We start from the raw sequence: 26,408 nt of genomic DNA on the forward strand, positions 1-26,408 counted from the left end.
TAAGGGAAATTGGATTACTGTTCAGTAGGCTTTTCATCTTTATCCTTCTTCCAGGTGAAGGTGTTGTGCTTATGGAAGGCTTCAATATTTTCAGCTTTAAAAGGTAAATCTTTAAGATCTTGTCTGGTTAGAGTTTTTACATTCTCGCTTTTAAATTCGTTCAACACTTCCAGGACATCATCAGGTGGAGTGGTAGATTTTCTTAACATTGTGTCAATCCAAACACCAGTTGCTTCTGCAGTTGCACAATGTGTTCCGTCCGGGAGATAGAATTTATGCACGAATTGGTAAATGCTCGCATCTTCGGACATCCCTGAAATTTGTGCAGTAACAAAAACGGTCTGATCTGCGTAGATTTCTTTGAAAAATGAATACCTTTCATGCAGGACTACGGGACCGATCCCCCAATAGCTTAATTCCTTAAGTCCCATTTTATGGGTTTTCATGAATGCCATTCTCGTTTGAGCGCAATATTCTACATAAGACGAATTAGCCAAGTGACGGTTTGCATCAATATCGCTCCATCGTACCTCGAATTTGTAATGATAATCTGACATTTTTATGATTTTTAGGACGCCAATTTCCGCCTTCACTCTCCATCTTTTTTGGCACGCTTAGGCCAATACAAAAAAAAAGATTTCCGTTCAAGTCGGGGCGCAAGTTTTACTTCAGTTGAAGTATTATTAATAATTTTCAAAATTAAGCATTAATCATGGGTTAGAAAAATGGTATTTTTGCAAATCAGCTAGAGGAAATTCTAAGGAGATTTTTACTATTTAAATTGATGATTCAGTAATTACGTTATGACAAAAAGAAAGATTATCATTATCGGCGGCGGTGCAGCAGGCTTTTTCTGCGCAGCTAACCTGGATGAAACCAAATTTGATGTAATTATTTTAGAACAAAATTCGGATGTTTTGCAGAAGGTAAAAATTTCGGGAGGAGGCAGATGTAATGTTTCTCACGGATGTTTTGATCCAAAAGAACTCGTACAGTTTTATCCAAGAGGGAATAAGGAACTACTAAGTGTATTTCACAAATTTCAACCGGGCGATATGATGGAATGGCTGGATCAACGAAAGGTCTCTTTACAGATCGAAGCGGATAATCGCATATTCCCTGAAAGCAATTCCTCGCAAACGATTATTAATTCTTTTGTTTCCGAGGTTGAAAACAAGACTTTTGAAGTTAAAACGAAATCAGTCGTTTTAGATATTCAACGTGATGAAGATCAATACATCATCATGAGTAATACAGAGACTTACCGTGCGGATTTCGTAGTTTACACGACTGGGAGTTCCCCAAAATCACTCAATCTCATCCAAAAGCTTGGTCATTCCATTGTTAGTTTGGTACCTTCTTTATTCACATTTAATATCAAAAATGAAACTTTAAAAGACTTGATGGGAACCAGTTTCCCAAGTGCGGAGGTATTCATTCCTCAACTAAAAATGGATGAATCCGGACCGATGCTCATTACCCATTGGGGTTTATCTGGTCCGGCGATTTTAAAACTTTCAGCTTGGAAAGCACGGGAGTTGGCGGAACTTAAATACCAGTTTCAAATTGTTATTAATTTTTTAGGAATAGATGTAGAACGGGCGGTAGAGCTGTTTGTTAATTTTCGGAAAGATAATCCTAAAAAGACGATTGGTAAAGCTAAAATATTTGACGTGACGAATAGATTCTGGCACAGAATTCTTTGGTTATCCAAAGTAGATCTAGATAAAAACATCTCCAATATTTCTACGGTAGAACTTCACAGAATTGTAGGATTTCTGTGTTCGAACAAAATGCAAGTAAGCGGAAAATCTACGTACAAGGATGAATTTGTAACTGCTGGTGGGGTAAAATTGAAAGAAATAGATTTCAAAACAATGCAATCGAAAATTTTACCGAATTTTTACCTTGCTGGTGAAGTTTTAAATATTGATGCAGTTACAGGCGGTTTCAACTTTCAGGCTTGCTGGAGTGAAGCCTGGCTGATTGCTGAGGATTTAAATAGCAAGATGTTTTAAGTTTACTAAAACTATATTTTCAGTAAACAATTAATTTATTAAATTTGAACAAATATAAAAATAATGAAAAAAATATATCTGATTCTCATAGTACTTCTTTTTTTAACTTCTTGTCAGACCCGAGTAGTAAGTATACAGAAACCTATTCAGAATAATTCAATTGAATTGTACCAAAAATATACGATCCAAACAAATGATGCAAAAATAGTGAAGGTAGAAGTTCTAAGACAAGATAATGAAGCTATTTATGGGAAACTAAAAAGTGGGGAAGAAGTAATTATTAAGAAAAGTGATATCCGTGAAGCGAAAAAATTAGATTTGCTTTCATCTATCGCTCTTGCGCTGGCTGCTCTTGCAGCTGTAATTTTTGTCCCTATTTAATTTTATATTCCTTAATAAAACAAAGGAGCATTCCAAAATAGGTTTGCTCCTTTTTTATATAGTATTATTTGTAGTCTATTTAAAAAGTCTTCCTACAATATTTCCGATTTCTATAAAATCGCTGGCATTCCCAATATCTCTGGTATCTTTTGTATAATCTACTTCATTTCGATTGCTGGGAAATATCAGAAGGAAATTCTTTTCACGAAGATGCTGATTCAGTAGGTTAGGAATTTGTTGCATTTGAGGCACATAGGATGCCATTTTGCGGTGTGCCATAAATAAAATAAGCGCATCGTTATCTTTCATTTTACCAAAGACTTTTGGCAGTTCATTCCAATCATTAAAAATAATAAAACGGGCCTCTATATTTGATTTGTTTTTAATCTTCTCAATCATTTTGACCGTCGCATCATTTCCATAAAACTCAATTTCTGCACCTGAATTTCTGGCAATATTCCAAACCTTTAATAAGGAATGGAAAAAGCGAGGTTCTTGAGAAGCATTCTCTGGAATGATAACGGCGTATTTCTGAATCGTTGCAATTGGCTGTGATGCTTGGTAGACGAGTACATCCGCAAGGCTGTTATTCAAGTAACCACTGTATAAATTATAAACGAAGCTAGGTGAGAAACCTTTTTCGTGGTTGATCCCGATAATAAGGTCAGTAATTCCGTTCACCTTTATTTCATTGTTTATTCCTTCAATTAAATCGGTATCGTATCGTGTAAGTGGCGTAATATTGACATCTGCTGACGCTCCAATATTTACAACTTCATGGAGTAATGCTTCTGCATGTTTTTTAGAGGAGTCATTTTTCTCTTCATTGATAATGTTGAGCGCATATAGCCCTGCAGTTTTGTTTTTTGATCTTATTAAAAGTGCCAGATTAGTTAGAGGTTCTACTGTGTTTAAATGGTTGACCGCAAGTAAAATATTCTCCTTTTCGGGATTAGTATCAGCGATTGTATTTTCGTTATCCGCTTTTACTAATTTCTCGCCATTTTTCTGGGTGACAAAAGAGGAAATAGTACAGGAGATCAAAATAAGAAGAATGCTCCCATTCAACACACTTTCATCAAGTAGTCGGATTGGTTCACCCAAATCATTTTCTCCCAGGATAATATTATATCCAACCATAACAGTTGCTAAGGTTGCAGCTGCTGAAGCAGAACTTAGTCCAAATATAATTCCGCCTTCTGCTTTGGTGTAAGAAAAGGTTTTCTGAGTAGCAATAGAGGCTAAATACTTCCCACCAATAGAAATTGAAATCATCAGAACAGCCACTTTGATTGTTTCGAAATCTTTAAAGAAGACCGTGAAATCAATTAACATTCCTACACTGATCAGAAAGAAGGGAATAAAGATGGCGTTTCCTACAAATTCTACTCGGTTCATCAAGGAAGACGTGTGTGGAATAAGCTTGTTTAAAGCCAGACCAGCTAAGAAGGCGCCGATGATCGCTTCAATTCCTGCGAGTTCTGCTAACAATGCTGCGAGATAGATCATGACCAGTACGAAAATATACTGTGAAATTTTATCCTGAACTTTTTTAAAAAACCATCTCGCTACGATTGGAAATCCGAAAAGGACGACAGCAGCAAATACAATGATCCCAACGGAAAGTTGAGTCCAGAACGCAGCATTAACTTCGCCAGTTGTCATACCTACTACGATTGCTAAAACGAGTAGCGCAAGGATATCTGTTATAACGGTTCCGCCTACTGTGATATTAACAGCACGATTTTTTACAACTCCCAGTTTGCTAATTATAGGATATGAAATTAAAGTGTGCGATGAGAATATACTTGCAAATAGAAAGGAGGTTAGCCAATTGTAATGTAAAATAAAATGAGCAGCAGCGATACCAAACATAAAGGGAATTACAAAAGTGTAACCTCCGAAACCCAAGCTTTTCCACTTATTCTTTTTGAATTCGGCCAAATCGATTTCAAGACCGGCAAGAAACATAATATAAAGGAGCCCGGTAGTTCCTGTGACTACAATACTGCTGTCTCGTGTAAGGATATTAAATCCATTCGGACCAATGATGGCGCCAGCGATGATGAGGCCTAATAGATGAGGAACCTTAATTTTGTTGAGTAGTAAAGGTGCGGACAGAATGATTATCAAAACGACCAAAAACTTCAGAACTGGATCTTCCAGTGGAAGATCGAAATGGGACACTTTTAAAATCGTGAACATAATTTAGTTTTTGATTTTTTCTAATTCAATCGAGAATTTAGAAGTACAGGTTTCGCGCTTTAATTCTCGACTGCCTTTAATTCTATTGCCATTAGGATCTGGCATTTGCAATATGATTTCTGAAGTGCCAGCACTTTTATCTGATTTAAGGTTTAGCTCGGCATTAGAATATTCGCCACTGTAAAATTTTTCACCTCCAGTTTTATTGGTAATCTTTACGCCGTCAGCAGAAATTTCCCAAATATCATTTCTTTGATCGCCAATAACATTTTCCGAGCAGTCCGATTCAGTACACACCATCTTACCATTATATTTACCAATAATAGAGGCTGGGATATGATTGGTACTGATCGAATCGGGGAGGCTTTCAATACTGTCACGTAAGGCTTCAAGTTGAGCAAATTCCTGTTGTTTTGCCACCAAATCCTGCTCTCTCGTAAGAAGTTCTGATTCTCTCTGATTAAGTTGTTTCTCTTTTTCCGGGTTGTCACATGAAGTAGCAAATAAGAAACAACTTAAAAAAAGTATAATACTATATTTCATTTTTATTATTATTATTATTATTATTTGGGTTACCCTTAAAAATATAAAAAAAATCCCGAATAATAAAATGCGGGATTTGTTCTCGTAGTATTTTCACTTTTACTTATTCGGTCATTTTTGCAATAACATCAATTCCACCTTTCGTTTTATCTCCGATTTTGCAAGTAATTTCTGTGTCTATTGGTAAAAAGACGTCCATCCTTGAACCAAATTTTATAAATCCAAATTCATGTCCGGCTTTTGCAACATCACCTTCGGTGCATTTCATTACGATCCGTCTGGCCACATATCCCGCAATCTGTCGAAATACGACTTGATGATGTGTTAAACTTTCTACCGCAACTGTTGTTCTTTCATTTTCCGTGGAAGACTTTTCATGCCAGGCAACCAAGTATTTCCCAGGATGGTATTTCTTGTAAATAACATTGCCGGACACAGGATATCTACAGATGTGAACATTCAGTGGGGACATGAAAATTGAGATCTGAATTGCTTTACCTTTAATAAATTCATTTTCTTCAACTTCTTTGATCATCACTACTTTTCCGTCTACCGGTGCAATCACATTTTCTTTATGATCCAAAATATCCCGATTGGGTACCCGGAAGAACCAAAATACCAATCCGTAAACAAGCAAGAGAGGGATAATAATTGCGAGACCCCATATTTCAAGGTAATAAACAGATAAAAGGGCAATGATAATAAAAGCAATACTTGCTACAGTAATTGTTCCTTTGGATTCTTTATGAAGTTTCATTTCTAAACTAGTTTTTCTAAAATAAAGTACAAATATACGACAGGTACGCAGATAATAAAACTATCGAGCCGATCTAAAATTCCGCCGTGTCCGGGAATGATGTTTCCTGAGTCTTTTACACCGAAACTTCGCTTCAGCTGGCTTTCCACAAGATCACCCAAAGGCGCAAAAACGGAGACTAAAAATCCGACGATTATAAAATTACCCCGTAATTCAGGGTAGTACATTTCTATAAAATAGCCAAGTATAATGGTGAAGAAAACCCCGCCGCCAAACCCTTCCCAGGTTTTTTTTGGAGAAATTTTCGGAGCCATTTTGTGTTTGCCAAAAAACTTGCCAGTGAAATAGGCAAATGAGTCACTACTCCATATCAAGACGAAAAGGAAGAAAACCTCTAATGTAAAGGTGTGTCCATCTGTTGAAAATTTAGGCAAACCTAGAGCGAAGCCAAAAGGTAAAGCAGTGTATATCGCAGTAAATATAAGTTTTCCATTGTCGAAATATAACTCCTTAGAAAAGCGAAATAAAGTCACAATAGCGATTAGAATGAGTAAAAGCGCTAAAATTTCAGATAAATTAAAGTCGAAATAGAAACCGTGCTGAAAATATCTTTTCGAGAAACGATAAAATACTAGTACGATAATAGGGAAAACTAACCATTTCTCCCAGCTTTTGGGATCAAACTTCATCATTTTGATACATTCCCAACCTCCTACAAATAGGAAGAAAGTGATGAGTCCATAATAAAGGTCCTGTTGTTTAACTAAATTGGGAGAGATTGTATTGATCCATTCCGCGCCAATCGGAGTTGTGCAAATGATCACTAGGAATCCGTACAAAGCTCCTCCAAATAGCCGTAGAACTAAATTTTTATCCAAGATTTTATGATTTATTTTTTAAGAATTCAGACACCGTCAGTTATTATCGAAAGAATTTAATCTTCCAGCAAAAGTAAGAAAAGTTTAGTATTATCCTTATTTGGGGTGTCTAGTTTGGAATTGCTACCGCTAATCGATGTGAGGTTACGGATGTTACCATTTCTTTTAATTTTACTCATGGCATCGTTTAAGTTGGTCACAATTTGTGAGACATTGGCCATGATAATAATTTTTTCTGGTAATCTGGATGAGTGATAATGAAGAATATTATTGTGTGAGAGCATGATCCTGCCGTCAAAAGCAATTAAATATTCACAAGTGATAAAAGCACAATCGTTAAAAAGTTCTAAGTCTTTGGTGTAATTTACATCGATGACATCCAGAAAATTTTTCAGATCAGAGTCCCAACAAAATACAGACTTGACTTGCTCGATTTTTAAGATGTGGTTCAGCGTCTGCAAAGCTTCAGCTTCATCCGCACAGTAATTGAAAAAACCTCCAGAATGAGTAAAAAGTTGCGCAAACTTGTAATCTAGATCAGCATTTTTTAGTTGATCTCCAAGTTTGACAAAATCCTGCGAATCATCTTCATCAGGTTGATTTAATATTTTTCCTACAAGTTTTTTAAATAGACTCAATTTCCGTCGTTTAAGCGTATGTTATACAAAAATAGAAAATATTTGGTTAAACTATCAATTTAATGCAAAAAACCCTGATTATTTGCTTTAATGAATAATCAGGGTTTTTTTTATAATTGGGTATTTGACTCTGGAGCCACCACAACTTCTTCTGTTTCTGGTGTTTCTCCTTTATGAGTGTGTGATACAGGATGCTCTGTTAATTCAGGATCCCACGCTCTCTCACCAAATATTTCTTCTAAATCTTCTCGGAAGATGACCTCTTTCTCTAAAAGTTTAGCAGCCAGTGCGTCAAGCTTATCTTTGTTTTCTTCTAAAATGTGTAGCGCACGTTTGTACTGCGTTTCAATAATGATGGAAATTTCCTCATCAATCATTTTTGCAGTTTGCTCAGAATAAGGTTTTCCGAAACTGTATTCTGATTGTCCCGAACTATCATAGTAGGAAATATTCCCAACCTTTTCATTTAGTCCATAAATAGTTACCATTGCCTGCGCTTGCTTAGTTACTCTTTCCAAATCGGATAACGCACCTGTGGATATATTACCAAAAATAGTTTGTTCTGCAGCCCGGCCACCTAGAGTAGCGCACAGTTCATCATACATCTGTTCTGTCGTGGTTAACTGTCTTTCTTCTGGAAGATACCAAGCTGCACCTAAAGATCTTCCTCTAGGAACGATAGTAACCTTTAATAGAGGTGCTGCATGTTCTACCAACCATGAAATGGTGGCGTGACCAGCTTCATGATAAGCAACTCTTCTTTTTTCAGACGGTTTAATAGCTTTATTTTTCTTTTCAAGCCCACCAATAATTCTGTCAACAGCATCCAAGAAATCTTGTTTTGTAACGGCTTCGTGTGAATTTCTAGCAGCAATTAATGCGGCTTCATTACAAAGGTTTGCTATATCTGCTCCACTAAATCCGGGAGTTTGCTTCGCAAGGAATTCCCGGTCAATGTTTGGTTCCATTTTGATCTTTTGCAAATGCACATCAAAAATTTCTCTTCTTTCATGCAATTCTGGCAAGTCTACATAAATGGAACGGTCAAATCGACCAGCTCTCATTAATGCTTTATCTAATATGTCGGCTCTGTTGGTTGCTGCCATAATGATTACATTCGTGTCAGTTCCAAAACCGTCCATCTCTGTAAGCAATTGATTCAATGTATTTTCTCTTTCATCATTTCCGCCCGTCATATTTCCTTTTCCTCTGGCTCTACCAATAGCATCAATCTCATCGATAAATATAATGGCAGGAGATTTTGCTTTTGCCTGAGCAAATAGGTCACGTACTCTGGAAGCTCCAACTCCTACAAACATTTCAACGAAATCAGATCCGGAAAGTGAGAAGAAAGGAACTTTCGCCTCGCCGGCAACAGCTTTTGCTAAAAGTGTTTTACCCGTTCCCGGAGGTCCGACTAATAAAACGCCTTTAGGAATTTTACCACCCAGTTTGGTGTATTTTTCGGAGTTCTTCAAGAAATCTACAACTTCCTGTACTTCTTCTTTTGCACCTTCTAAGCCAGCAACATCTTTAAATGAAACTTGTACTTTGTCTTTTTCATCAAAGAGTTTTGCTTTGGATTTACCGATCGAGAATATTTGACCGCCGCCACCGCCGCCACCGCCGCCCATCATCTTGCGGAAAATCACAAAATAGAATAAGGCCATGATTGCGATCCAGAAGATAGCTGTAAATAATAATTCGGTCATTGGATTTTTACCCAGTCCGTAATCTTTTTTAATAGCCAACTGTGGGTTTTCCTGTTTGATTTTATCATACTTTTCCAGGAAAAGCTGAAGGTCACCAAAGCTTAAGGTGTAGTCGGGTTTAGGTGAAAAGTCAAAAGCAGAAAAAGGGCTTCTTTCTTTCGAAGCTTCTTTTTTTGCTAATTCTGTTTTGGCAGCTTGTGTAAGAAACACATCTGCTTTTTCGGTATCCTTATAAATAAGCACATTATCCACTTTTCCTTCCTGCATTAGCGCATAAAAACGCTCTTCATCTATAGTATTAGAGGAAGAATCATCGTTCATGTTAGAAAAGAAAAAGAGTAAAATGGCTACAATTGCGATTGGAAAGAACCAGTTAAATCCTTTATTTTTATTCATATCTTTTTATAAAAAATGTGACGAAAATTGATTTCGTCAACTACAATATTAATTTATTTTAGTAATTTCTGCATCACCCCAAAGTTCCTCTATGTCATAGTAAGCTCGGGTTTCTCTTTGGAATACATGTACTACTACCGACACATAATCGAGCAGTACCCATAGTGAGTTTTCTGTTCCTTCCACATGCCAAGGACGGTCTTGAAGTTCATTACGTACTTTCTTCTCGATATTTCCTGAAATTGCTGAAACTTGCGTGTTCGAATTTCCTGTACAGATGATGAATGTTTGAGCCACCGAATTTTCTATCTTTGATAAATCGAAAATCATGATTTCTTCACCTTTGGTATCTTGTATTGCTTCTACAATTTTATCAATAAGTAGTTGCTTTTCTGTCGTTTTGTTCATTAAAATTTTTGTATAGTCTGCAAATTTATTGTTTTTTTATTTAATTTGTCCCTAATTGTGCTCTTCGTACTCTTAAAGTTTTCATAAATGACCAACTTATTCTATGTTTCAGAATGTAGTTCAACTCAAGATGAGATTGAAAAACATATTTCTAAAGCAGTAAATTCATTCGTCGCTACGTATACATTTAATCAAACTGGAGGTAAGGGCCAGTACGGAAATCATTGGGAATTGCAGAAAGATTTAAACTTAGCATATTCTATAGCGATTTGTACGGATCAAATTAAATTACCAAATCATTTGTTCAATTTTCATACCGCCGAGGTATTGGCTGATTTTGTAGCCACTTTGACAAAGGAAGTGGTCCAAATAAAATGGCCTAATGATCTTATTTTAAAGAATAAGAAAATTGCTGGAATTCTGATTGAAAAAAAAGTAATTCAAGACTGTCCCTACTTCATTGTCGGGATAGGATTAAATGTTCTTCAAAATGATTTTGGTGATCTTCGTCAGGCGGGCTCGCTTCTTACTCAACTTGGTAATCGGTTTGATCTTCATGGCATTGCTGAAACATTACATCTTTATTTACAATCTCATTTACTCCATAGTGTTACTGAAAAAGAGGTAATCGAAAAAATTAATTCTTATTTGTTTAGAAAGGATTTAGTTTCCGTATTCGAAATACATCAAGTGCGACAAAATGGCATTATTAAAGAAGTTGACGCAGAAGGATTTATTTGGATAGAATTAGAGAATAAAGGGCTGAAGAAGTTTTTTCATAAAGAAATAACCTTGCTTTATTGATTTGCTCTTTTGAAATAGAGGAATAAAGCGATCGGTCCAAAGAGCAGATTGGGAATCCACATGGCAAGTAGTGGTGTTATTGTTTTATTAGCAGAAACTACTTTTAGAACTTCAAAGGAAAAAACAAAAACGAAAGCGAGGGCGATACCAATAGCGAGATTAATCCCCAAACCACCACGTTTTTTCTGAGAAGATAATGCGAGTGCTAAAAAAGTTAAAATAACTACAGAAAACGGCATTGAGGTTCGCTGATGTAATTCATTGAGATAGGTATTCAAATTAGCATTTCCCTTCTCTTTTTCTCTATTAATAAACTTAAGTAGATCAGGCGTTGTTTTATTCTGGCCAAGTAAAACGTCTGGAAACAATTCTTCTGGTGGGTAACCAAAAGCTTTTTTCATTGTAGTTCCTTGTGTTAATTTCTCCGTATCATTCTTTAGATAGGTTTTTTCCAGATAGTTGGTCATTATAAAGTGCTTTTTTTCTGGTACCCACCGGAAATCTGCTGCATTTAATTGGTAAACTATTTTCCTGTTGTTATCATATTTCTGATAGAAAAAACCATTTCCATTTTTTTCTTTTTTGTTATAACTTTTGATAAAAATATATTCAGTTTTTGATAACTGAGTTGCGACTTCGGCATTTCCGGTAAATTCGTCGCGATTTTTCGCACTGTAGGTATAGGGTTCTAATTCGTTTTTTTTAATGTTCGCTAATGGCAGCACAAAATGGTTAACAAGTAATGCGACAACTGCGATGAGTCCCGATGTTATTAAATAAGGGCGGGCAAAACGGTGAAAACTGGCTCCGGAACTTATTATGGCTACAATTTCTGTATTATTTGCAATTTTTGAAGTAAAAAATATTACAGAAATAAAAACCAAAATAGACATAAATGTGATAATCAAATTGATGATCCAATAAGGATAAAAATCAATCAAAAACGTGGATAATTTAAATCCATTGGACTCGATTCTAGGGGCTTTTGCCTGCACATCAATAACCAAAACAATTATCGTCAATAACCCCAGCATAAACCCGAAGGTCCCGAGGAATTTTTTAATAATATATTGGTCAATAATCTTCATTATTATCGTCTGTTGTTAAAGGCGTTGTCTTAATTGTGGTACTACCGAATCCTTCCATTCATAAAAATCTCCAGCTACAATATGTTGGCGTGCTACTCTTACTAAATCCAGATAGAAGGCTAAGTTATGAATAGATGCAATTTGTTTCCCCAAATATTCTTTGGCAACAAATAAATGACGTACATAAGCTTTTGAGTATTCAGAGTCTACATAACTGGTGCCGAATTCGTCCAATGCTGAGAAGTCACTTTCCCATTTTTTATTTTTCATGTTCATCACCCCTTTCCAGGTAAATAACATGGCGTTTCGTGCATTTCGAGTAGGCATTACGCAATCCATCATGTCAATTCCTAAACCAATCGTTTCCAAAATATTCCACGGAGTTCCAACTCCCATCAGATATCTTGGTTTGTCTTTGGGTAAAATATCGGTTACTACATCCGTAATACGATACATTTCATCTTCTGGTTCTCCCACAGAAAGTCCACCAATTGCATTTCCTACCGCATTTTGTTCTGAAATAAATTCCGCAGATCTTTTTCGTAAATCCGAATAAGTAGAACCTTGAACAATAGGGAAAAATGCTTGTTTGTGTCCATATATCTCGGGGTTATTTTTATTCCACTCGATACATCTTTTTAACCAACGATGGGTGAGTTCCATTGATTTTTTCACCTGATTGTATTCCGCGGGATATGCAACACATTCATCAAAAGCCATGAAAATATCAGCTCCTATTTTTCTTTGGATTTCCATTGATGTTTCAGGTGATATAAACTGAGTGCTTCCGTCAATATGAGATTTGAATTTTACTCCAGCTTCATTTAATTTTCTTGATTTCGACAATGAAAATACTTGATAACCGCCTGAATCAGTAAGAATGGGTAAATCCCAATTCATAAATTTATGAAGTCCGCCAGCAGCTTGCATAATGTCCATTTTCGGACGTAGATTAAGGTGGTAGGTGTTTCCAAGAATAATTTGTGCCTTAATATCGTCTTTTAACTCTCTTTGATGAACAGTTTTCACCGAAGCCACTGTCCCAACAGGCATAAAAATAGGGGTTTGAATGATCCCATGATCAGTAGTAATTGTTCCAGCTCTTGCTTTCCCGGTAGTAGTATTGTTAATTTGAAAGAATTGCGACATAATTTTATTTAGCTAATGCGGCTGCATTTTTGTTTTCTTTAATTTTTTTCTCTAGGTAAGGTTTGGCAGCAGGATCTTTATTCAATATAATATCTTCTGCATTTTCTAATATTCCTTCAATTTCGCCGGTAGCAGTATAGTATTTATAGCTTTCGACAAAGTCGTTACCTTTTATTTTGTGTTGTTTGAGCGTGTAGCGGGTCGCGTTATCCAAATTAATGTCTGCTCCTATAGTAGCTATTTGTTCATTAAGAGCAAATTCTGCGATAACAGCTGACATCGTTTTTTTTTCAATTAAGTTTTTTGGCTTATCGATGAGTTGCGTACAAGCTAAAAAGATAAATGATAATAAGACCAATAGCGATTTCTTCATAATTTACCAATAAGAGATTTCCACTTTAAATTTAAAACCCCAAAGACTGCTTCGTGGATAATGCCACCATTCATTTTGCTTTCTCCCAGTTCTCTATTGGTGAAAATGATCGGAACTTCTACAATTTTAAATCCTTTTTTATAAGCGCGAAATTTCATTTCGATTTGAAAACCATATCCTTTTAATTTGATTTTATCTAAATCAATCTCTTCCAGTACTTTACGGGAGAAACACACAAATCCAGCGGTAGTGTCGTGAATAGGGATTCCTAATATCATTCGTACATATTTTGAAGCGAAGTAGGAAAGAAGAACCCTTCCCATTGGCCAGTTTACAACGTTTACTCCTTTGGAGTATCTTGATCCGACACTCATATCTGCCTTTTGGCAGGCTTCAAATAACTTGTTTAGATCTTGGGGATTGTGTGAAAAATCAGCGTCCATTTCGAAAATATAATCGAATTTATTTTCCAACGCCCATTTGAAACCATGCAGATACGCTTTGCCAAGCCCATCTTTAATTTTTCTTATGGTGAGATGAAGCTGATCAGGATATAATAACTGTAGTTTCTGTACAATTTGTGCAGTTCCGTCCGGCGAGGAATCATCAACAATCAAAACCTGAAAACCTTCATTCAATGCGAAAACCGTAGAAATAATATTTTCAATATTTTCCTTTTCATTATAAGTTGGAATGATGACAAGTTTTTTCATCGAATAATTTAAGGTGCAAAGATAAACTTTTCCGTCGTTAATTTATTGTGCTATTTGATAACATCCGACCGTAGTTCTCCCGAAATTAAATCGCAATTCAAGTAATATGATTACTTTTGCAAAAATTATACTATTGGTTCGAATCGTTCAGCAAAATGATTGGGTAGTGTTTATCATCATCGGCTGTATTTTATTGTACATTTTCATGCTTTTATATTTGCAGCGGGATTCCTCGGTGAAGGTTTTTCTATCGCAAAAATTTGCGGATTCATCGAATAATTTTCTAAGTTGGATTATTATCAGCGCTGTTCTTTGCTTATTATTTGCAACCTTGATTTCTCCATCTATTCCCGTAGTCCCGCGTAAGATTGCAAACATTCATTTTTTTGGTTACGAACTTAATAAATTTGGGTTCAGTTTGCTCAGTTTAGGTGCTTTTTACGCTTTAAAAAGTGTGTTGTCTTATCTGTTATTTGCTGGCACAGGGGGTCTTAGAAGATGGTCTATGTTAAGGTTCGTAGCTTCTAAGTTTTATTTTGTATTGTCATTTTTACTCTTTCCATTGTGTATTTATCAATACTATTTTGTGGTAAATCCAGTAAGCTTATTTCAATACTTTCCAACAGGGGTTTTATTTATTCTAGTGTTTAAAATATTCGTGTATTTGATGACACCCATTAAAATTTTACCAGAGAAATGGTATTATAAAATTTTGTATCTTTGCACCCTTCAAATAGCGCCTATATTGCTATTGTGGCGAGTGTTATATTTTTGATAAATTATAAAATGAGAATTAAATCCATATTGGTTTCACAACCGTTACCCAGCGAGTCTTCTCCATATTTAGAGATGGCTAAGAAAGAGAAAATCAAAATTGATTTCAGACCATTTATTCATGTTGAAGGAGTAGATGCTAAAGAACTGCGTACGCAAAAAATTGACCTATCACAATATACAGGAATTATCTTTACGAGTAAAAATGCCATTGATCATTACTTTCGTTTAGCGGAGGAAATGCGTTTTGCAGTGCCCGATTCCATGCGTTATATCTGTCAGTCCGAAGCGATTGCAAACTATTTGCAAAAACATATTGTATACAGAAAGAGAAAAATTTCCTTCGGAGAGAAAACTTTTTCTGATTTAATTCCTTTGTTCAAGAAATTTCCTAACGAAAAATATCTGTTGCCAGCTTCAGATGATTTAAGTCCTGATATTAAAAAAACGCTTGATTCTTCTGGAATTGATTGGATTAATGCAACCATGTACAGGACCGTTAGCAGTGATTTGTCCGATATTAAGATCGGCGAATATGATATGTTGGTCTTTTTTAGTCGCCAGGGAATTAAATCATTAAGTGAAAACTTCACAGATTTTAAACAGGATAAGGTGAAAATTGCGGTATTTGGTGCGACTACAGAACAAGCAGCGAAAGATGCGGGTTGGAGAGTAGATGTAATGGCGCCAACTAAAGAATCGCCGTCTATGACGATGGCTATTGAGAAATTTATTAGAAATTCAGAAAAATAATTTCAACTTTTTGAAAAACATTCTATAAAAACCGACTTTTTCAAAAGATAAAGTCGGTTTTATTTGTTATAGTATTCTAAGAAGTAGAGATTTTAATAAAACAATTAAGTTTAAAAAATGATTGCACCTCAAGCAAAAAAAATAAATAAGGTTATAGAAATACATGGAGACCAAAGAAATGATCCGTATTTCTGGTTAAAAGAAAGAGAAGATCCAGAGGTTTTAAATTACTTGAATGCAGAAAATGCATACGCGGAATTTCTGATGAAGGATACTGAAGAATTTCAACAATTACTTTTTGATGAGATGAAAGCTCGTTATAAAAAGGATGATGAATCTTTACCTTATTTCTTCAATGAATATTGGTATATCGTAAAATTTGAAGAAGGTAAAGAACATCCCTTATTTACGAGGAAATTTCTAAATTTAGAGGCTACAGAAGAGCTTTTACTCGATGTAAATGTTTTAGCGGAAGGACAAAAGTTCTTTGAGGTCGGAAGTGTAGCGGTTTCACCAAATAATAGTTTGGTAAGTTATTCTTCTGATAATATGGGGAGAAGAATTTATCAACTCAATTTTAAAAACCTCGTAACAGGTGAGTTGCTTCAAGATCAAATACCGAATACAACCGGAAAAGTAGTTTGGGCGAATGATAATGAACATGTTTTTTATATCAGAAAGGACGAAAGCTTGCGTGCATTTCAGGTTTACCTGCACCAACTAGGCACCGATTCTTCTCAAGATGTCATGGTTTTTCATGAAAATGATGATTCTTTCGATGTGAATGTGTTCAAAACTAAGTCACTCGAATATATATTTATTTCAAGTTCCAGTACAATTTCAGACGAACAGCGATTTATTCCGGCCGACAATGTGCTTGCAGACTGGAAAATCATTCAGCCTAGAATCGATGATGTAGAATATTCTGTTGAACACTATAAAGATGAGTTCTATATTATCACTAACGCCGATGATTCTTTTAACTTTAAAATTGTAAAAACCAAAGTAGCTACTCCGGGAATTGAAAACTGGAAAGATGTTATTCCACACAGAGACGAAGTCCTTATGGAAGGTTTTGAAATATTTAATAATTTTCTCGTACTGGAAGAGCGTTCGGAAGGACTTTTGCAAATTAAGATCATTGACACCCAAAACAATACTTCTCATTTCTTGCCCTTTTCCGATCCAACCTACACCGCATATATTGGTTTAAATTTAGAATTTGATACCGAGAAATTACGTTTCGGCTACACTTCTTTAACTCAACCAAGTTCGACTTTCGAATATGACATGAGAGAAAGAACGACTACCCTTTTGAAGGAGCAAGAAGTTTTAGGAGAAGATTTTTCTTCATTAAATTATATTTCTGAAAGGGTCTGGGCAACCGCTCGCGATGGAAAACAAGTTCCAATTTCACTGGTTTATCATAAAGACACGCCTAAATCAGCAGAAACACCTTTGTTGCTTTACGGATACGGAAGCTATGGACATACTGTTGATGCAAGCTTTTCAAATGTTCGTCTTTCACTTTTAAATCGTGGATTTATCTATGCAATTGCACATATTCGAGGCGGAGAATACATGGGGCGAGAGTGGTATGAAGATGGTAAAATGCTGAATAAGAGAAATACATTTTTTGATTTTATTGATGCTGCCAAGTATTTAATAGCTGAAAACTTCACATCAAGAAATCATTTATATGCAATGGGCGGTAGTGCTGGTGGACTTTTAATGGGAGTTATCATAAATGAAGAACCTGAGCTTTTTAATGGAATTGTAGCACAGGTCCCGTTTGTTGATGTAGTAACTACGATGTTAGATGAGACAATTCCTTTAACTACGGGCGAGTTTGATGAATGGGGTAATCCTAAAGATGAAGTGTACTACCATTATATAAAATCTTATTCACCATACGATAATATTGAAGCTAAAGATTATCCGCACATGCTGATTACTACTGGTTTGCACGATTCTCAAGTCCAATATTGGGAGCCTGCAAAATGGACTGCCAAACTGCGTGAATTGAAAACAGATAATAATCTGTTGATTTTCAAAACAGATATGAGTTCTGGTCACGGGGGCGCAAGCGGAAGATTTGAATCTTTAAAAGAAGATGCTTTGGAATATGCCTTTTTAATGAAATTAGAAAATAAAATTTAATGGAAACTAAATCAGATAGCCAGCTATGGGAAGAAGTTGAAGCCTTTTTCGTAACTAATTTCGATACTGAAAAGCATCCACAAATTGATACGATCTTGTTTTTAATTGGAGTGCAGGAACTAGGTAGTGGGCAACAGAAATATACCAAAGATGACAAACTCAATATTTTACATATTGCAGTTTGCCGATTACTGGAGCCTTTTGGATACTATAAGTTTTCCCATTATGATGATGATGGCTACCCACACTTTGAAGAGGTGGATCAGTTGCCAGAGTTAAAGCCAAATGAGCAACAGATATTAATGAAGAAGGCGATCATTCAGTACTTTATGGATGAAGAGCTTTTTAAATAAAAGAAAGACTGATTTATAAATCAGTCTTTCTTGTCTAATAAATCTTCGAGTTGGTTTAAGGAAGATTGAATTTGTTTCTCAAAATCCATTTGCAATACCTTGTCCATTTCACGGCCATTAGGAAAATGGATGTTGATCGTGAGTTTGCTTCCCTCTTCAACACCAGTGAAACCAATTAACCAATTGGCAGAAGGTAAACTTCTATCGATGTTTCCCGCTTCATCAGTGACGAAATGACTCCAGTCGAAACTTCTATGGAAATTAATTTCATGGTATTTTACCCCTGCGAATTGTTTTTGGTCATTACCTGCAATGATTGCGTAATTCCAACTTCCTTCCTGCTCAAAATTCATTGCTATTGTTTGGCATTTTGAAGGCTTAGGAATCCACCACTGATCGAGTAAATCCGCGGTCGTAAAATGATCCCACAATGCTGAAACGTCTATAGAAAAAACTTTCATCAGATAAATTGTGGCGGAATTGACATCTTTATTAAAAACTATTTTAGAATTCATTTCTTGATTTTCAACAAATTTAATAATATTTATGAAGAACGTTAATAAATGTAGCTAGAAACTAGCGAATTCCATTTACTTTGTTAAAAAAAAGACTTTTAAGAAATTTAAGATAATAAATTGGCCTTTATTTTGTTATAATATTCTTAAAATGAGTAATTTTAACACATCATTTTAAAATTATCAAATGAACAACAAGTTTATTCCCTTTATTTCTGTATTGATGACGATTTCTATGATCGTCTTTGTAGCCTTACAATTGTATTGGATTAAAGAACTTTACTCTGCATTGAATCAGGATTTTAGTAATAAGGTTTATTCTTCAATGGAAAATACAAGCTTAAAAGTTTCGCAAATAGAGGTAAACAAATATCTAAACGAAGAAAACAGAAATTTTGCGAAGACCGTCATTGACAGCAGTAATAAACCTACTCAAACCTATATTCAGCAGAATTCTGACTCGGGAACAAGAACAACGCTGACGTTCCAGAAAAGTATTGTTGAAAATCAAAATATTCCTATTTCAAAAAAGGGTGATACCTTCAAACTGACTAAACTATATACGGACGAAGGTATTTTGAAAATTAAAAAATCGCCTAACACCTTAGAGCCTCTTACTAACCAGATGAGCACGGATATTAGTAATAATACCTATACTTTGCGTGAATTTGCAAAATTAAGTGCCTCTAATTTGCCGATTGAGAAAAGAGTTGATATAAAAACTCTGGATTCTGTTTTGAATAAAGAGTTGAAATTGAGTGGTTTAGATACAAGGTTCGGTTTTGCGGTGATGGATAAGAAAAATAAGATCACAAAAATTTCGAATAAAATTTACGTTGATGAAAAAGAAAAACCAAAATTTACGTATCCGTTATTTACAGATAATGAAGACAGAACTTTATATACGTTGGCGCTTGTTTTCCCGAAAAACGATTATTATTTAGTTAAAAATAATGCACCCATGTTGTTGGGGACCATTATGTCTTTACTTACGATTTTGGGAATTTATATTATTTCCATTAATTATATGATGCGACAGAAAAAAATTGCCGATGTGAAAACAGATTTCATCAACAATATGTCGCACGAATTTAAAACTCCCTTAGCAACTATTTCTGTCGCTACTGATTCTTTGGCCAATGATAAGATTGCGACCAATCCAGAAAAAGTCAAGTACTATTCTGCATTGATCAAGCAAGAAAATCTACGGATGAAAAAGCAGGTAGAAAATGTTCTTAATATGTCGAAACTGGAAAGAAATGAAGTGGAGTTGTTTTTAAAAGAAACAGATGTTCGACAGTTAATTAAAAGAATTACAGAGTCTTTTGGCTTGATTGTAGCACAACGGAACGGAACCTTAACCCAGGAATTTAACACGCAGAAATATATTTTTAAAATAGATGAGTTTCATATTTCTAACGCACTAGTTAATTTGTTAGATAACGCGAATAAATATTCACCGGAAATTCCAGAGATTAAAGTCAGTACTCGGAATGAAGATAATTGGTATGTGATTGAAATTTCAGATAAAGGAATGGGGATGGAAACGGATAATAAGTTGAAAATATTTGAAAAATTTTTCCGCGAAGAAACAGGAAATATTCACAATGTGAAAGGGCAGGGACTTGGATTGTCTTACGTAAAAAAAATAATAGAATTACATAAAGGGATAGTTATAGTAGACTCTCAAAAAGATAAAGGAAGCACGTTTACGATTAAACTTCCAATGAATGTCTAAAAGAAAAAGATTTTAAGAAAGTCTTTAGTAATAAAAAAATCATTGAGGCAAGAACCTTGTAAATTTAAATACAAAAATTATGAACAACAGAATCTTATTAGTAGAAGATGACCAAAGTTTTGGTGCAGTTTTAAAAGATTATTTATCAATTAATAATTTTGAAGTGACACTTGCGACAGATGGTGAACAAGGATTGAAGGAATTTACCGAGAACGAATTTGATATTTGTATTTTCGACGTGATGATGCCGAAAAAGGACGGATTCAGTTTAGCAGAAGATGTAAAAAGAATTGATAAAAACACTCCTATTATTTTCCTTACCGCCAGAAATATGCGGGAGGATATTTTAAAAGGATATCAGTTAGGTGCAGATGATTATGTGACGAAACCTTTCGATACTGAGCTTTTATTATATAAAATTAAAGCTATTCTGCAGCGAAGTGCTACCATGGAGAATGATGAGCAGGAACAGTTTAAAATAAGTAATATTTTCTTCGATTCTATGTTGAGACAATTGAGAGTTGGGGAAAGTGAGTATAAACTTTCACCGAAGGAAAATGAGTTATTAAAATTACTGTGCCAGCATAGAAATGACTTTATGCCAAGAGACTTAGCGTTAAGGAAAATTTGGAAAAAAGAAAATTACTTCACCGCTAGAAGTATGGATGTCTATATCGCAAAACTAAGAAAACTCTTAAAAGAAGATGATGGATTAGAAATCATTAATGTGCACGGAGAAGGATTCCGTTTGTTGGTTAAGAATCCATAATTTTCAATTATATAATCATAGAAGCCGCTTGTGACGTCACAAGCGGCTTCTATGTTTATATTCTATAGGGGTTATTTCGCCTCAACACAAAAAACCCGATATTGAACACTGATTGCATCTTTAAAATACTGTTTTATTTTACTTAAATCAGCTGCTGCACTCTGTTTAGTAAAGTAGCTGCCTGCCATAACTTTGTAATTTGGTCTTAAGGAAACATCTTTTTCAACTTTAATATATGGGAATCTTCTTCTGAAATATAGCCCAACTTCATCAGCTTCTTTGTTGCTCTTTACTACAGCAAGTTGAATTTTGAAACCCATAATTCGTGGGTTTCTTCTGCAAATTTCTGCATTGGTAAGTTCTCGGTCCGGCACATTGATCTTCGGAGTTGAGGTTCTTGGAGCATCATCGTTATTATAATTTCCGCTATTTGCTGTTGTCGTAGTGCTGCATTTATCTTCTACTCCAGAAAGTAATTCACTCACCTTTTTATCCATCATCATGGTGAGAGGTGTTCCTGATATCGTGTCATTTGTTACAACTTGCTGTGCTTCATAGGTATTAGCAAACAACATTGAAAATAGGGCGATTATTTTAAAAAAGTATTTCATTAAATTTAATTTTAGGCAAATTTAAAACAAATAAAAATTATACCAACATTTGTTATTTAGAAACATTACAAATTAAGCAATTTGACAGAATGGCTAATGCAACGGTTGTTAATTTTCTCTTAAAAGTCTTATTTTTGCCAGATTGAAAGTAAACTCAATACAATTTACTAACCCAAGATTTTATAAATGATTAGTTGGAGAAAGCATTACAAAAGAGGTCTCATCGCAATAGGTCTATTGCTGTCGACCAGTGCTTCTATTTACGCTCAGGGCGATGCTAAAAACGGTGAAAAGCTTTTCAAAGCTGATTGTTCCGCATGTCACGCATTAGACAAGCAGCTTGTCGGTCCTGCATTAGGAGGCGTTGTAGACAGACTTAAAAAGGAGCAAAGTTTAGATACGGATTGGCTTCATAAGTGGATTAAGGATAACAAATCCTTGCGAGCTTCAGGCGATAAATACGCTAACGAAGTTTTTGAAAAATTCAATAAAACTGAAATGCTTACGTTTCCTAATCTTACGGATCAGGATATCAACGACATTTTAGAGTATACCACAAACCCACCAGCACCAGAACCAGCAGCAGATGCTACTGCAGCGGGACCTGAAGCAAACTCTCTAACTTCTTTAGAGGCTCAAAAGAAACAGTCGATGGATTCAAAAATTATTTTGATTTCACTTTTTGCGATTGGAGGTCTTCTACTTTGGTTGTTATTGAAGTTGAGACAGTTGGTTAAACTGCAGCAGACAGATGAGTTAGTTGGTCTTAATGCAACTCGAGCTAATTCTTTTGCAGATATTTACAAAAAATACCACGCTGTTGGTAAGGGAGCATTGGTTCTTTTGGGAATTTTCGCTGCGTACGGATTATGGAATAGTTTAATGTGGATAGGCGTTTACAAAGGCTACAAACCTGAACAACCTATTTATTTTTCACATAAAATTCACGCAGGAGAGAATAAAATTGATTGTCAGCTTTGTCACTCATCAGCGCGATATGGTAAAGTTTCTGAAATTCCTTCTATGAATGTTTGTATGAACTGTCACCGTAATATCTCCGAATACAATGGGAAATATATGGAAGCAGGAAAAGATAAAGCGTTCTACGATGGTGAGATTAAGAAAATATATGAAGCAACAGGTTGGGATCCGGCTTCGCAACAATATACAGGAAAGACGCAGCCAGTGGAGTGGACCAGAATTCACAATATGCCAGATTTCGTTTACTTTAATCACGCTCAACACGTAGTTGCAGGTGAAACTGCGATCATCAATGGATTTAATCAAAAGAATCCTGATGCTAAAATTGATGTGGTTTGTAAAGCTTGTCACGGACAGGTTGATACAATGAATGTAGTGCATATGGCCAATGATTTTACGATGGGTTGGTGTATCGAGTGTCACAGAACTACGGAAGTAGATATGAACAATGGTTATAATAAAGAGTACTTCAAAAATCTACACGAAAAACTGAAAAAACAGTATGGTTCAGGTGCGAAAATCACTGTAGATGCAATTGGAGGTCTTGAGTGTGGTAAATGTCATTATTAATAACAAAAATTAGAAGTATCAATGGCTTCAAATAAAATACAATTCAGAAGTATTCAAGAACTGAAAGATCCGAGCTTAAACGGTAAGTTGGCTCAAAAAGAATTTCAGACTGAGATTCCTGTAGATGAATTACTGGGAGGAGGTGCAAAATCAACTGAATCAGGACCTTCAAGAAGAGATTTTCTTAAGCTTTTAGGATTCTCTACTGCAGCGGTTACTTTGGCAGCTTGTGAAGCTCCAGTGATCAAAACAATTCCTTATGTGGTAAAACCTCATGAGATTATTCCAGGAGTTCCAAATTACTACGCTTCAACTTATTTTGATGGGTTCGATTTTGCTAGTGTTTTAGTAAAAACCAGAGAAGGACGTCCAATCAAAATTGAAGCAAATCCTTTAGGTAAGAACTTAGGAAAAACAAGTGCAAGAACTCAAGCTTCAGTATTATCTCTATACGATAATGACAAAGTAAAACAACCGAAACTTAACGGAAAAGATGAAACTTTTGATAAAGTTGATGATTTCGTTTTAAAAGGTTTAGCTGATAATGCAGGAAAGAAAATTGTGGTTTTATCTCACTCTTTTCCTTCACCTACTTTCAAAAAACTATTTGCAGATTTTAAAGTAAAATATCCAACTGCAGAATTGGTAATCTACGATGCACTTTCTTACAATGCAGATTTAGATGCAGCACAAGAGGTATTTGGGCAAAGATTTTTACCGGTTTATGATCTATCAAATACGCAGTTAGTCGTTTCGTTCCAGGCCGATTTCCTAGGAGATTTTAATGGAGGTGGCTTAGAAACTTCTTACGCAGCCGCAAGAAAGCCAGGCCCCAACATGTTGAGGCATATTCAAGTAGAGTCCAATATGACATTGACTGGTGCAAATGCGGATACCAGAGTTAGATTGAAGCCAAGCGCTGTAAATAAAGTTTTAGTAGAAGTTTATAACGGTCTTAATGGTGGAAGCGTAAGCAAGGAAGCTGGTGAAATTGTTAAAGAATTACAGGCAAAAGGAAACAAAGCAGTTGTTTTTGCTGATGGTTCAAAAGCGGCACACGTATTAGCACACCTAATTAATCAAAAATTAGGTTCAATCGCATTTACTGGAAAAGCAAATATGCTTAAGGAATTTGATGGTGCGAGATACAAAGAATTTTTAAGATGGTTAGATTCAGGTGAGATTGGCGTATTAATCGCAAATAATGTTAACCCGATCTATTCAAATAATAAAGGCGAAGATTTCAGAAAAGCTTTAGGAAGAGTACCTTGTGTAGTTGCGATTGCTGATAAGAAAAATGAAATGTATAAAGCAGCAAAAGCTGTTATTCCTGTGGCCAACTGGTTAGAGAGCTGGGGGGATTTTCAACCACAATCTGGAATTTATACTTTAATGCAACCAACTATTCAGAAAATCTTTAAATCAAGACAGATTGAAGAGTCTCTATTGGTTTGGATGAATGGTAAAGATAGTCCAGCGAATAACTATTACGATTATTTAAAAGCAAATGCTTCTACATTAATTGGTAGTACTACTTTTAATAAGGCACTTTATAACGGGATTATTGAAGGTGGAAACACGATGACGCTTTCTTATGCTGGTGGAAACGCTGCTCAAGCAGTTTCTGAGTTGACCGGTTTCAAGGCATCAGATTTAGAATTGGTCTTATATACGAAAACAGCGATAGGAGACGGAACTCAGGCAAACAATCCTTGGTTGCAAGAATTACCGGATCCAATTACCCGAATGACTTGGGATAATTACTTAACTATCTCTCCAAAAGATGCTGCTCGATTAGGAATAGATAACGATCTTAACGGAAGAATGCAGTTAGATGGTTCTGTGGTAAACGTTACTGTTAATGGGGTTGCCATAAAAGATGTTCCAGTTTATGTCCAGCCAGGTCAAGCTGATGGAGCGGTGGGACTTGCTTTAGGTTATGGTAAAAAAGATTCTGGAAAAGTTGCTGAAACTGGTGTAAATGCATATCCTTTATTTGATGGTTCCAACTTGGTTCTATCAAATGTTAAAATTGAGAAAACGGGCGATGAGCATGAATTTGCAGGAATGCAACTTCAAAATACACTAATGGGTCGTTATGAAATCGCTAGAGAGGTATCGTTGGATACTTTCTTAAACGTAAAGTTTGATGATGAAAAATTAGGATGGAATAAACCTTTGGAATATCATACCATCGGAGGTGCTTTGCCAGCAGGTAAAATTGATCTTTGGAATGCATTTGATGATGTTGATGGACCTCACTTTAATTTATCAGTTGACTTAAATAGCTGTACAGGATGTGGCGCATGTGTCATAGCTTGTCAGGCAGAAAATAATATTCCTGTTGTTGGTAAGGATGAAGTAAGAATGTCAAGAGATATGTTCTGGTTAAGAATTGACCGCTACTACACGACAGACATCCCTGCTGATTTCGATTTGAATAAAGATGGGAAGCTTTCTCAGGAAGAAGCTGTAGCAGCAGATCTTAATGTTCCGGGAATGTATGGTCATTTCTTAGACAAAGAAAGTGGAATATTAAATCATCCTGCGAATAATCCAGATGTGATCTTCCAACCGGTAATGTGTCAGCACTGTAACCACGCCCCTTGTGAAACTGTTTGTCCTGTGGCAGCAACTTCTCATGGTAAGCAAGGTCAAAACCAAATGGCTTATAACAGATGTATTGGTACAAGATATTGTGCAAATAACTGTCCTTATAAAGTACGTCGTTTCAACTGGTTTACTTACAATCTTAATGATAAATTCGACTATAATCAAAATAATGATTTAGGAAGAATGGTTCTGAATCCTGATGTTGTTGTAAGAACAAGAGGGGTAATGGAAAAATGTTCAATGTGTATTCAAATGACTCAGAATACCATCTTGGAAGCTAAGAAAGAAGGCAGAGTTATTAAAGATGGGGAATTTGCTACCGCTTGTTCAAACGCCTGTCCTACCGGAGCCTTTACTTTTGGGGACATGAACGACAAGGATTCGGAAGTTAGAGCTCTATTTAGCACTAACAGACGATATACTTTGCTGGAAGAAATTGGTACTAAACCAAACGTTTTCTACCACACCAAAGTGAGAAATAGAAAAGAAAATAATGTTTAAATAATAA

24 protein-coding genes are annotated in these 26,408 nt (G+C 35.5%); 10 read left to right on the top strand and 14 right to left on the bottom strand.

Annotated elements, in window-relative coordinates; genetic code table 11:
• Nucleotides 1-14 precede the first annotated feature (14 nt).
• Nucleotides 15-557, bottom strand: coding sequence for an acyl-CoA thioesterase (locus FNJ88_RS07600; protein ID WP_143852604.1), 543 nt, complete (start codon nucleotides 555-557; stop codon nucleotides 15-17).
• Nucleotides 558-803: 246 nt separating this feature from the next.
• Between FNJ88_RS07600 and FNJ88_RS07605 the strand changes: the two genes are divergently transcribed.
• A complete protein-coding gene (locus tag FNJ88_RS07605) occupies nucleotides 804-2,018 on the top strand; it encodes an aminoacetone oxidase family FAD-binding enzyme (protein WP_143852605.1) in 1,215 nt (404 codons plus the stop codon).
• A gap of 63 nt (nucleotides 2,019-2,081) precedes the next feature.
• Nucleotides 2,082-2,399: a bacteriophage spanin2 family protein gene (locus tag FNJ88_RS07610; protein ID WP_143852606.1), complete on the top strand. Its 318-nt coding sequence runs from the start codon at nucleotides 2,082-2,084 to the stop codon at nucleotides 2,397-2,399.
• Between the two features lie 75 nt (nucleotides 2,400-2,474).
• Here FNJ88_RS07610 and FNJ88_RS07615 read toward each other — a convergent pair whose 3' ends face one another.
• From FNJ88_RS07615 to rsfS, 7 genes are all read right to left on the bottom strand, one after another.
• Complete coding sequence (locus FNJ88_RS07615) at nucleotides 2,475-4,604, bottom strand: cation:proton antiporter (RefSeq protein WP_143852607.1); 2,130 nt, start codon at nucleotides 4,602-4,604, stop codon at nucleotides 2,475-2,477.
• A gap of 3 nt (nucleotides 4,605-4,607) precedes the next feature.
• Entirely contained in the window at nucleotides 4,608-5,147 is a 540-nt protein-coding gene (locus tag FNJ88_RS07620; protein ID WP_143852608.1) for a hypothetical protein, read from the bottom strand.
• Nucleotides 5,148-5,250: 103 nt separating this feature from the next.
• Nucleotides 5,251-5,904: a phosphatidylserine decarboxylase family protein gene (locus FNJ88_RS07625; protein ID WP_143852609.1), complete on the bottom strand. Its 654-nt coding sequence runs from the start codon at nucleotides 5,902-5,904 to the stop codon at nucleotides 5,251-5,253.
• A 2-nt stretch (nucleotides 5,905-5,906) separates the two neighbouring features.
• Complete coding sequence (locus FNJ88_RS07630) at nucleotides 5,907-6,782, bottom strand: phosphatidate cytidylyltransferase (RefSeq protein WP_143852610.1); 876 nt, start codon at nucleotides 6,780-6,782, stop codon at nucleotides 5,907-5,909.
• Nucleotides 6,783-6,838: 56 nt separating this feature from the next.
• Nucleotides 6,839-7,420, bottom strand: coding sequence for an LUD domain-containing protein (locus FNJ88_RS07635; protein ID WP_143852611.1), 582 nt, complete (start codon nucleotides 7,418-7,420; stop codon nucleotides 6,839-6,841).
• 110 nt (nucleotides 7,421-7,530) lie between these two features.
• Nucleotides 7,531-9,528 carry an ATP-dependent zinc metalloprotease FtsH gene (ftsH, locus tag FNJ88_RS07640; protein WP_143852612.1) on the bottom strand — a complete coding sequence of 666 codons (1,998 nt, stop codon included), beginning with the start codon at nucleotides 9,526-9,528 and terminating at the stop codon, nucleotides 7,531-7,533.
• A gap of 48 nt (nucleotides 9,529-9,576) precedes the next feature.
• Nucleotides 9,577-9,936 carry a ribosome silencing factor gene (rsfS, locus tag FNJ88_RS07645; RefSeq protein WP_143852613.1) on the bottom strand — a complete coding sequence of 120 codons (360 nt, stop codon included), beginning with the start codon at nucleotides 9,934-9,936 and terminating at the stop codon, nucleotides 9,577-9,579.
• Between the two features lie 87 nt (nucleotides 9,937-10,023).
• On the opposite strand from rsfS, the gene FNJ88_RS07650 reads away from it, so the two are divergent.
• Nucleotides 10,024-10,740 carry a biotin--[acetyl-CoA-carboxylase] ligase gene (locus tag FNJ88_RS07650; protein ID WP_143852614.1) on the top strand — a complete coding sequence of 239 codons (717 nt, stop codon included), beginning with the start codon at nucleotides 10,024-10,026 and terminating at the stop codon, nucleotides 10,738-10,740.
• Here FNJ88_RS07650 and FNJ88_RS07655 read toward each other — a convergent pair.
• From FNJ88_RS07655 to FNJ88_RS07670, 4 genes are read right to left on the bottom strand one after another with little or no spacing between them, the layout of a single operon-like run.
• Nucleotides 10,734-11,828, bottom strand: coding sequence for an LptF/LptG family permease (locus FNJ88_RS07655; protein WP_143852615.1), 1,095 nt, complete (start codon nucleotides 11,826-11,828; stop codon nucleotides 10,734-10,736). The genes FNJ88_RS07650 and FNJ88_RS07655 overlap by 7 nt on opposite strands.
• A 15-nt stretch (nucleotides 11,829-11,843) precedes the next feature.
• Nucleotides 11,844-12,977 (bottom strand): tRNA guanosine(34) transglycosylase Tgt, encoded by a 1,134-nt coding sequence (gene tgt / locus FNJ88_RS07660; protein ID WP_143852616.1) that lies wholly within the window; start codon nucleotides 12,975-12,977, stop codon nucleotides 11,844-11,846.
• Between the two features lie 4 nt (nucleotides 12,978-12,981).
• Nucleotides 12,982-13,350 (bottom strand): DUF4296 domain-containing protein, encoded by a 369-nt coding sequence (locus tag FNJ88_RS07665; RefSeq protein WP_143852617.1) that lies wholly within the window; start codon nucleotides 13,348-13,350, stop codon nucleotides 12,982-12,984.
• The gene (locus tag FNJ88_RS07670; RefSeq protein ID WP_143852618.1) at nucleotides 13,347-14,063 is read right to left on the bottom strand and encodes a polyprenol monophosphomannose synthase; all 717 of its coding nucleotides are present in this window, start codon (nucleotides 14,061-14,063) and stop codon (nucleotides 13,347-13,349) included. Before FNJ88_RS07670 ends, FNJ88_RS07665 begins: the two co-directional genes overlap by 4 nt.
• Nucleotides 14,064-14,849: 786 nt before the next feature.
• Here FNJ88_RS07670 and FNJ88_RS07680 point away from each other — a divergent pair.
• The 3 genes from FNJ88_RS07680 to FNJ88_RS07690 all read left to right on the top strand — a co-directional run bounded on the left by FNJ88_RS07680 (nucleotide 14,850) and on the right by FNJ88_RS07690 (nucleotide 18,103).
• Nucleotides 14,850-15,590 (top strand): uroporphyrinogen-III synthase, encoded by a 741-nt coding sequence (locus FNJ88_RS07680; protein ID WP_143852620.1) that lies wholly within the window; start codon nucleotides 14,850-14,852, stop codon nucleotides 15,588-15,590.
• Between the two features lie 117 nt (nucleotides 15,591-15,707).
• Entirely contained in the window at nucleotides 15,708-17,750 is a 2,043-nt protein-coding gene (locus FNJ88_RS07685; RefSeq protein ID WP_143852621.1) for a S9 family peptidase, read from the top strand.
• On the top strand, nucleotides 17,750-18,103 hold the full coding sequence (locus FNJ88_RS07690; protein ID WP_143852622.1) for a hypothetical protein: 354 nt from the start codon (nucleotides 17,750-17,752) through the stop codon (nucleotides 18,101-18,103). The genes FNJ88_RS07685 and FNJ88_RS07690 overlap by 1 nt, the downstream gene beginning before the upstream one ends.
• A gap of 20 nt (nucleotides 18,104-18,123) precedes the next feature.
• Here FNJ88_RS07690 and FNJ88_RS07695 read toward each other — a convergent pair whose 3' ends face one another.
• Nucleotides 18,124-18,618: an SRPBCC domain-containing protein gene (locus tag FNJ88_RS07695; RefSeq protein ID WP_143852623.1), complete on the bottom strand. Its 495-nt coding sequence runs from the start codon at nucleotides 18,616-18,618 to the stop codon at nucleotides 18,124-18,126.
• A 187-nt stretch (nucleotides 18,619-18,805) separates the two neighbouring features.
• Between FNJ88_RS07695 and FNJ88_RS07700 the strand changes: the two genes are divergently transcribed.
• Complete coding sequence (locus tag FNJ88_RS07700) at nucleotides 18,806-20,356, top strand: sensor histidine kinase (protein ID WP_143852624.1); 1,551 nt, start codon at nucleotides 18,806-18,808, stop codon at nucleotides 20,354-20,356.
• Nucleotides 20,357-20,435: 79 nt separating this feature from the next.
• Nucleotides 20,436-21,125, top strand: coding sequence for a response regulator transcription factor (locus FNJ88_RS07705; protein WP_143852625.1), 690 nt, complete (start codon nucleotides 20,436-20,438; stop codon nucleotides 21,123-21,125).
• A 71-nt stretch (nucleotides 21,126-21,196) separates the two neighbouring features.
• Here the strand turns inward: FNJ88_RS07705 and FNJ88_RS07710 are convergent, their stop codons facing one another.
• Complete coding sequence (locus tag FNJ88_RS07710; protein WP_143852626.1) at nucleotides 21,197-21,736, bottom strand: SPOR domain-containing protein; 540 nt, start codon at nucleotides 21,734-21,736, stop codon at nucleotides 21,197-21,199.
• 186 nt (nucleotides 21,737-21,922) lie between these two features.
• On the opposite strand from FNJ88_RS07710, the gene FNJ88_RS07715 reads away from it, so the two are divergent.
• Both FNJ88_RS07715 and FNJ88_RS07720 read left to right on the top strand, forming a co-directional pair.
• Nucleotides 21,923-23,287, top strand: a complete 1,365-nt coding sequence (locus FNJ88_RS07715) for a c-type cytochrome (RefSeq protein WP_143852627.1) — start codon at nucleotides 21,923-21,925, stop codon at nucleotides 23,285-23,287.
• Nucleotides 23,288-23,308: 21 nt separating this feature from the next.
• On the top strand, nucleotides 23,309-26,401 hold the full coding sequence (locus tag FNJ88_RS07720; protein WP_143852628.1) for a TAT-variant-translocated molybdopterin oxidoreductase: 3,093 nt from the start codon (nucleotides 23,309-23,311) through the stop codon (nucleotides 26,399-26,401).
• Nucleotides 26,402-26,408 lie beyond the last annotated feature (7 nt).

Origin of the sequence: Chryseobacterium sp. SNU WT5, assembly GCF_007362475.1 — a bacterium.
Lineage (GTDB): Bacteria > Bacteroidota > Bacteroidia > Flavobacteriales > Weeksellaceae > Kaistella.

Bases quoted from the DNA above. Each gene is read 5' to 3' on its own strand.
- FNJ88_RS07600 (WP_143852604.1), bottom strand. From the start codon at position 557: ATGTCAGATTATCATTACAAATTCGAGGTACGATGGAGCGATATTGAT.
- FNJ88_RS07605 (WP_143852605.1), top strand. From the start codon at position 804: ATGACAAAAAGAAAGATTATCATTATCGGCGGCGGTGCAGCAGGCTTT.
- FNJ88_RS07610 (WP_143852606.1), top strand. From the start codon at position 2,082: ATGAAAAAAATATATCTGATTCTCATAGTACTTCTTTTTTTAACTTCT.
- FNJ88_RS07615 (WP_143852607.1), bottom strand. From the start codon at position 4,604: ATGTTCACGATTTTAAAAGTGTCCCATTTCGATCTTCCACTGGAAGAT.
- FNJ88_RS07620 (WP_143852608.1), bottom strand. From the start codon at position 5,147: ATGAAATATAGTATTATACTTTTTTTAAGTTGTTTCTTATTTGCTACT.
- FNJ88_RS07625 (WP_143852609.1), bottom strand. From the start codon at position 5,904: ATGAAACTTCATAAAGAATCCAAAGGAACAATTACTGTAGCAAGTATT.
- ftsH (WP_143852612.1), bottom strand. From the start codon at position 9,528: ATGAATAAAAATAAAGGATTTAACTGGTTCTTTCCAATCGCAATTGTA.
- rsfS (WP_143852613.1), bottom strand. From the start codon at position 9,936: ATGAACAAAACGACAGAAAAGCAACTACTTATTGATAAAATTGTAGAA.
- FNJ88_RS07650 (WP_143852614.1), top strand. From the start codon at position 10,024: ATGACCAACTTATTCTATGTTTCAGAATGTAGTTCAACTCAAGATGAG.
- FNJ88_RS07655 (WP_143852615.1), bottom strand. From the start codon at position 11,828: ATGAAGATTATTGACCAATATATTATTAAAAAATTCCTCGGGACCTTC.
- tgt (WP_143852616.1), bottom strand. From the start codon at position 12,977: ATGTCGCAATTCTTTCAAATTAACAATACTACTACCGGGAAAGCAAGA.
- FNJ88_RS07665 (WP_143852617.1), bottom strand. From the start codon at position 13,350: ATGAAGAAATCGCTATTGGTCTTATTATCATTTATCTTTTTAGCTTGT.
- FNJ88_RS07670 (WP_143852618.1), bottom strand. From the start codon at position 14,063: ATGAAAAAACTTGTCATCATTCCAACTTATAATGAAAAGGAAAATATT.
- FNJ88_RS07680 (WP_143852620.1), top strand. From the start codon at position 14,850: ATGAGAATTAAATCCATATTGGTTTCACAACCGTTACCCAGCGAGTCT.
- FNJ88_RS07685 (WP_143852621.1), top strand. From the start codon at position 15,708: ATGATTGCACCTCAAGCAAAAAAAATAAATAAGGTTATAGAAATACAT.
- FNJ88_RS07690 (WP_143852622.1), top strand. From the start codon at position 17,750: ATGGAAACTAAATCAGATAGCCAGCTATGGGAAGAAGTTGAAGCCTTT.
- FNJ88_RS07695 (WP_143852623.1), bottom strand. From the start codon at position 18,618: ATGAATTCTAAAATAGTTTTTAATAAAGATGTCAATTCCGCCACAATT.
- FNJ88_RS07700 (WP_143852624.1), top strand. From the start codon at position 18,806: ATGAACAACAAGTTTATTCCCTTTATTTCTGTATTGATGACGATTTCT.
- FNJ88_RS07705 (WP_143852625.1), top strand. From the start codon at position 20,436: ATGAACAACAGAATCTTATTAGTAGAAGATGACCAAAGTTTTGGTGCA.
- FNJ88_RS07710 (WP_143852626.1), bottom strand. From the start codon at position 21,736: ATGAAATACTTTTTTAAAATAATCGCCCTATTTTCAATGTTGTTTGCT.
- FNJ88_RS07715 (WP_143852627.1), top strand. From the start codon at position 21,923: ATGATTAGTTGGAGAAAGCATTACAAAAGAGGTCTCATCGCAATAGGT.
- FNJ88_RS07720 (WP_143852628.1), top strand. From the start codon at position 23,309: ATGGCTTCAAATAAAATACAATTCAGAAGTATTCAAGAACTGAAAGAT.